Origin of the sequence: Bartonella sp. MR63HLJHH (assembly GCF_042194155.1) — a bacterium.
GTDB lineage: Bacteria > Pseudomonadota > Alphaproteobacteria > Rhizobiales > Rhizobiaceae > Bartonella > Bartonella grahamii.
The window spans coordinates 1-5,182 of record NZ_JBHIMN010000026.1 but is presented as its reverse complement, the minus strand read 5'-3'; the positions used below and the strand labels follow the sequence as shown (position 1 = coordinate 5,182).

Genomic DNA, 5,182 nt, shown 5'->3' with positions numbered 1-5,182 from the left:
AATAACTCTCTGGCAAGCCGTAACGTGCTGCCGTTTGCCGTATCGCTTGATTAACAGAAGGACTATAACGGGTCATTGAACCTTACTCCTTACAAATCTACCCGCTTGTCCCACCAACACCGAAGAAATAAAATGCGAAATCTTTTCAATCTTAATTCCCCTTTTATGCCAATCTATGAACCTTTGTAACATTTGAGCAACTTCTTGCTGGTTCATACCTTTAACGCCAAAGGTTGCTAACTTCGCCATATCACGTTCAAATATTTGCCTTTCTTTTTGAGGCAATTTCCTAATCGTATCAGATAAAACATTTTGAGTGATTTTGGCTCCTGCACGAGCAGCACTCGGTCTACTATAAGGGAGATTAACACCTACCAAATGAGAGGGTTCAGGCGTTCCTTGAAACGGCTTCACACCTCTTTTAGCAGCATCTTGATAAAATTTTTCCTCAGCTACAGACTTTCTAAAAGCATGAAGTTCTTTGCCGCTTAAAGACCGGCTAAGATTATCAGACATACGACCCGTTTGTAAAATATTGGAAAGGTTTCTAACAGCATTGGGTCCTTTTAATATATCGTCTATATAGTCTCTCATACCTACGCGATAGCTATTAAGTCCATCAGATATCGCTCCTCTCCGAAGCCCCTCCGCGATCCCCTGTCCTGAAACATCTCTCTGAGTAATGTTTTTACCTTGTTGTATGGCTTCTTGAAATCCTTCGTATTTTTCCGCACTACCACGTGCTGCTTTATAAGTAGGTGAAATTTTGTCCGTGATTTTTACCAAATTGTTTTTGATAAGTTGGTACCCAGAGACCTTCTGATTATCACCAAAATTCTTATATTTTTCAATCAAATCATCAAGAGACTTCTTAGTTTGATCTAATAATTCCATCGTAGGCTTATAGTTTATATGCCTAAACTCTTTAGCGTAAAATAATTCAGGCATTGCTTTGCGCGGATCTCCTTCTAAAGTGTCAACCGCTTCCTTAAGAGCATTTTGAAACCATTTATTTTTGAAAAGTCTATTAAGAACTGGATAATGCCTTTTTTCTATGGGTGTTCGCAGCGCTTTTTCATAAAGATGTTCATATACTCCCTCCCCTTGCTTTTTAAGCATAGTTTTTAAAATCTTCGTATCTTGTAGACCTGCAATATTTTCATTTGCCGATTGTCCCAGACGCTGTATAGCCCCATGCATCCGTCCTTCATGGGCGTGCCTCAAAATATCAGAAACATGCGTGTTTATTTGCCCCATATTGGCAAGGGATACTTCTAGATTTGGACTGATATCTGTCAAAAACGCACGGCGTGGAGCAGTTTCAAGACGTTTTGCAACATTCTCAACACCATCATCATACAACGTATTTACAACTTCTCTTACCGCTTTGTTTTGAACATCCTTATAAGCAGGGTTTAAACGACCTCTTACAAAAGGAGCAGATTGCCATAACTCTCTTCCTTTATTAATAACCGAAGAAGCAGCTGTACCAGCAAGAGAACCAACAGGAGCAGCAACAGAGCCAATACCACCTCCAATCCCTGCCGATATAAGCTTATCCTGTAAACCTTCTCCTGCTCCAGAGCCATGTAAAGCTCCAGAGCCTGCTCCTAAAAGTGCTGCCTTGCCTAGCTTACCAAATGTTGTTGCCGCAGACCCTGCTCTTAAAAGACCTAGCCCAGGGATTAATGATAATGCCGTTGGAACAATTGATCCAAGAAGATAAGCACCAGAAGACAACCATGGGTGTTTCTCTTCCAATGCTTTCTGGTAAGCGCGTTCCTTTGCTACTCTTCTGTTATAGGCTTCTTCTGCTTTTTTATCACCGCTCCAATAATCCGTAAAACCCGCTTCATTCGCTGCTTGTATCTCATCACTATAACCTGCTGTTAAACCAGATATCCCATGGCTCCTAATCGCATCCCACACACTAAGATCTTCATCAGAAAATGAGAAATCATCTGTTGTATCTTGAGTGCTTGAAATCTCAGGACCAACTACTTTATATTCCCTAGCCCATTCAGGGAGAAGTGACTTATCATAATCCTTATATTCAGAGTAATCCGCTATATTTTGAGGGTTGGGGATCTCAGGACCAACTACCTTATATTTCCTAGCCCATTCAGGGAGAAGTGACTTATCATAATCTTTGTATTCAGACATGGGATAACCTATTTTTCTACAGGGACTAGATTGCCATTTGCACGCCTAACCAAAAATACTGTTCCTTTTGGAAGGTTTTCGACATCTTTTGCACTTTTTACTATTGGTGCATTTGCATAATTCCCTTTAGGCATCGATAAATCTACTGAATATTGATCAGAGATTTCCTTAGGCGTTTCTAGAGGCTGCCCTGTTAATGCATTGTATAATTTAGTATCATTAAGCTTATTAAAAGCACTCAATGTTGTTTCAAGAAGACGTAAAGTCTTCTCCAATCCTTTCTTATCGCGCCCAACATCCAAAGAACCAAACATCGATGTCATCGCCTTACTTTCGAAATCTGATATAGGACCAACCCCTGCTGTGCCGTTAGGACTCATCGATTTTAGGTTCTCAAATACAGTCTTTAGAACGCCACCTCTAATCCCATCCAATAATTTGTCTAATTCATATGCAGGTGTTCCTCCAATGCCGCGCGACCCCCATCCAACAAACCCTGTCGAATAACCGTCTTTTATGAGTTTGATAGCGTCTGCAATATCACTTAATCCAGCACGCAGCTGCTGTTTATTGACAAGAACATTTCTTCTCTTTTTATCCTCCCATTCCTTCTGTGCTTGTAGTTTCTGGTTATACTCAAGTTGCTGTGGTGACCCTTTAATAGGTCTCATTTCACGTTCACCCGTCTCTGGATTCGTATACCATTGAAACCCCTCACTGAGTTTAGTTTGATCACTACCTGTGAGTAATGCACTAAGCATTTGAGGATTACGTGCCATCACAGCAGCTTCTTCTTCGCTATAGCCTTTGGATTTCAGATACTCGACGGTCTGGTTAATCTGCTCTCTTTTTTCTCTTTCCATATCACCACGACGAAGATTCATAGCTCCATTCGCTAAACTTTGTGCTATCGTCCCATCTGATAATGCATAACCAATCCCATAATCTGATAATCTTTGTAAAAACTCAGGACTACGCAAGTAATCCCAAAAACTCTGTTGAGAACCAGTATCTTGGTGAGGAACAGTACTCTGTTGTGGCTGTGCAAACTGCTGTGGTTCTACAGATGAAATAGGCTCTGGTAATTGAGACTGCTTTGGTTTCAATGATGCCAAATCTGAAGTTTCAATTGCATTAGGCAAAGGTTCCATACCTAAAGGATTTGGTTGTGAACCAAAGGTCGCTACTGGTAAAGAAGGGACTGAAGACGGTACATACGGTTTTCTGCCTGCCGATCTTAAAGACGAACTTACATCTGGCAAAGGTTCCATATCCTTCGATAAACCTAAAGGATTTGATTGTGAACCAAAAGTTGGTACAGATGAAGAAGGGATTAAATAAGGCAAATTATTTGCCTGTTGTTGTGCATTTTCCATACGTTGATTTTGCATTAGTATACGCGACGCGAATGGGTCCATTGCATACATAGACTTAATTAGTCGTGATAACATGTTATCGTTACTATTTTGCATAACTACCTCACTTTTTTCCTGCAAAATTAGCAATACTAGCTAAAATCCCTATAGCGTTCTTCCAAGGGTCGTTGCCTTGCATCATAGAGGCTGTATTATTATTCGTCGTCGTGCCGTAATTCCTTGCAAAGCCATGACCGGCGTTCATAAGCATATTCAACCTATTCCAACCGCTATTGTCTTGTTCCAGCCAACGTTCACGATTGGCATCAACAACTCTCTGATTGTGGGCATCAAGCACACCTCCCCCCTGTATGGCATTGGAATAGGCATTGTCATAACCCTGTAAGAAGTTATTTGAGGCTCCCAACTGATTTTGATTGGCTTGGTCTATCAGTGAATTCGCTTGCATCATGCGGTCCGCATCACGATTATACTGGTCTGCTGTAGCACTTGTGGACAAAGCACCAAGTTCATTTGCCAATACACCTGCATGTGCACCGGACCCATAACGACCCGCACCTGCAAAAGAGCTGTTAATCGTATCTCTTACACGGTCTAAGCTATTTTGAAGGGCGGCATTAAAAGACGGATTCTGTCCAACCATACCACCAGAAGCCATATGTCTAAGATTCATGGCTGCCGACGTTGGATTGTAGATTGTATTCATCAAAGAGCGATTTTGATAATGATGAGGAATACTGCCAAGACCACTAATGCCATAGCGCGTTTGATCACTTAACGGGGCAATACGAGGTCCCCCATACACATTACCCCCAATCCCTGTGTCATACATTTGATACGCATCCCTACCCCCACGCTTAAATACATTCTCCATCCAAGCAGGAGGGGCGCTTGTCTGTACCTGCTTTTGTTCTGTTGTTGCTGGTGTCTTGCTCCCCATTTCATAATTCCTTCCTGTAATAAAGCATATCTATGCTGTAACCTTGCTTGTCCAATGCACGTTTCCAACCCAAACGACCCAAGATCTCCATTTCAAAAGCCCCATTCTCACGCGCCCAATCCTCTGCAACTTGCAAATTGTCAACTTGATCAAGAACACCCTTGCCACTACATTCACAAATGAGCGCGCGCTTCTTTCCTAAAACTGTCTGTTGTATCTGGGTCGTGACGACTGCTAAAAAGCGCTCTTCATCATCCAAAACAAGCCATAACTGTTTCTTACCACTGCAAATAGATTCAATGAGTTCTTGCAACGTAATTTCATGTTTGAAACGCTCTACATACTCTCTAAAAGATGCAATGATTTCTTCAAGATAAGGGGCTATACGCTCTATATCCCAAGAACTGGTCAAAAAGACTTTTGCCATTACCCTCTACCAAAAGGACGTAAATCCACATTAAACCCCGTAATCATCGTACAAGATATTGATTTATAATGATAATTCACTGTTTTGTATGTTGAGTGAGAGTCCCGAATAACGTAAGATTCTCTCATTTCAAATCTGTTTATCTTGAATCAATCAAAACCACTATTTGCACATAACAAGTGGGATGAGCGTGTGGATCAAATTTGTATAAGAAAGGACTAAAAATGGCTCTTATGAACCGTCTTAATGCAAGGGCTGTCGCAACATTGGGAGCTG

Annotated in this window: 4 protein-coding genes and 1 pseudogene; all 5 read right to left on the bottom strand. The window is 41.4% G+C overall.

All coding sequences use genetic code 11. The features are described from left to right. Window positions 1–76, bottom strand: a pseudogene (locus ACFIKQ_RS08855) (lytic transglycosylase); the annotation flags it as partial. After that, entirely contained in the window at window positions 73–2,163 is a 2,091-nt protein-coding gene (locus tag ACFIKQ_RS08850) for a glycine zipper family protein (RefSeq protein WP_375656295.1), read from the bottom strand. The gene ACFIKQ_RS08850 and the pseudogene ACFIKQ_RS08855, both read right to left, overlap by 4 nt. A gap of 8 nt (window positions 2,164–2,171) precedes the next feature. After that, window positions 2,172–3,554: a hypothetical protein gene (locus ACFIKQ_RS08845; RefSeq protein ID WP_375656294.1), complete on the bottom strand. Its 1,383-nt coding sequence runs from the start codon at window positions 3,552–3,554 to the stop codon at window positions 2,172–2,174. Between the two features lie 88 nt (window positions 3,555–3,642). Then, window positions 3,643–4,479 carry a hypothetical protein gene (locus ACFIKQ_RS08840; protein ID WP_375656293.1) on the bottom strand — a complete coding sequence of 279 codons (837 nt, stop codon included), beginning with the start codon at window positions 4,477–4,479 and terminating at the stop codon, window positions 3,643–3,645. A gap of 1 nt (window position 4,480) precedes the next feature. After that, window positions 4,481–4,906, bottom strand: a complete 426-nt coding sequence (locus ACFIKQ_RS08835) for a hypothetical protein (RefSeq protein WP_375656292.1) — start codon at window positions 4,904–4,906, stop codon at window positions 4,481–4,483. Between the last annotated feature and the right edge of the window lie 276 nt (window positions 4,907–5,182).

Coding starts and splice junctions, on each gene's coding strand:
- ACFIKQ_RS08850 (WP_375656295.1), bottom strand. CDS start 2,163: ATGTCTGAATACAAAGATTATGATAAGTCACTTCTCCCTGAATGGGCT.
- ACFIKQ_RS08845 (WP_375656294.1), bottom strand. CDS start 3,554: ATGCAAAATCAACGTATGGAAAATGCACAACAACAGGCAAATAATTTG.
- ACFIKQ_RS08840 (WP_375656293.1), bottom strand. CDS start 4,479: ATGGGGAGCAAGACACCAGCAACAACAGAACAAAAGCAGGTACAGACA.
- ACFIKQ_RS08835 (WP_375656292.1), bottom strand. CDS start 4,906: ATGGCAAAAGTCTTTTTGACCAGTTCTTGGGATATAGAGCGTATAGCC.